This window comes from Helicobacter apodemus, from assembly GCF_000765745.2.
GTDB lineage: Bacteria > Campylobacterota > Campylobacteria > Campylobacterales > Helicobacteraceae > Helicobacter_D > Helicobacter_D apodemus.
The window spans coordinates 1-965 of the sequence record NZ_JRPC02000096.1 but is presented as its reverse complement, the minus strand read 5'-3'; the positions used below and the strand labels follow the sequence as shown (position 1 = coordinate 965).

Genomic DNA, 965 nt, shown 5'->3' with positions numbered 1-965 from the left:
TCTTTGCTTTTTCTCTCTTTCTTAGGGGTTTGTTGCTCTCTAGCACTTCTCTCATTCCCATTTCTACCGATATAGCTAGTAATAGCAGTGATATAGCTTCCTTGAATGGTGCGGAATCTCCTCTCCACTACTGCCTTTGCTTTACCCTTATAGGCTGCACTTCGCACAAAGACAATATTAAGCCCATCTAGCAGCCCTTGCACTTTGTTGCTTAAATAATCTTTTCCATTATCAAACTGAATTGCTTGAGGCTTACCCATACTTTCAAAGGCTTTCCACATTAGCCGAATTACTGCATTAGAATCGCTTGTTTCACTAAGATAAGCCACATTTCTACCGCTATACACATCTATTACAGAGAGAATGCTCGGGCGGATTTGTTTGCCATCATTATCTAGCACAATAGCATCTAGCGGAGAGCTATCTATTTGCCAAAGCTGATTAGGCAAGGTATATAAATCCCTTTGCATTCCATAGGCAGGTTCTTTATAGCTATCCGTCTTATCTGTGCCATAAGTGATAAGCGTGTATTCTAAGGAATTTGCTTTGAGATAGGAATCCAAAAAGCGATTAAGAGTATTAAATGAAAACAAAGGCTCAATCTCGCGCTTTAGAAACTTCTTATAAGAGTATCCCTCCACATAAGTATGTGCAATGATATGCAATTCTCTCCATAACTGCATCCTATTAAGGTATCCACTCCCCATTACACGCCACATTTTTATGGCTTCCTCTTGTGCCCAAACTGGAAGTGAGGTTGTGCCTGTCTTTGCAACGCCTCTTTTATCACTTAAGCCACTTAAGCCTTGTGTTTTATATTTTCTTTGCCAATCAAACAATTTCCCTTGTGTGAGTTTTAAGGTAGAATCCTCCCTATTTTTAAGCTCTATAAAATGCTTCACCGCTATCCCGCTAAGTTTTGCACTCTCATAGTCTTGTAAGATTCTCTCTCTTTGTTTAGCTTG

The 965-nt window shown here is 39.6% G+C and carries 1 protein-coding gene; it reads right to left on the bottom strand.

What is annotated here, in order from left to right:
• The coding region (locus LS72_RS10525) for an integrase catalytic domain-containing protein (protein WP_138155361.1) at nt 1-965 on the bottom strand (965 nt) is incomplete at both ends.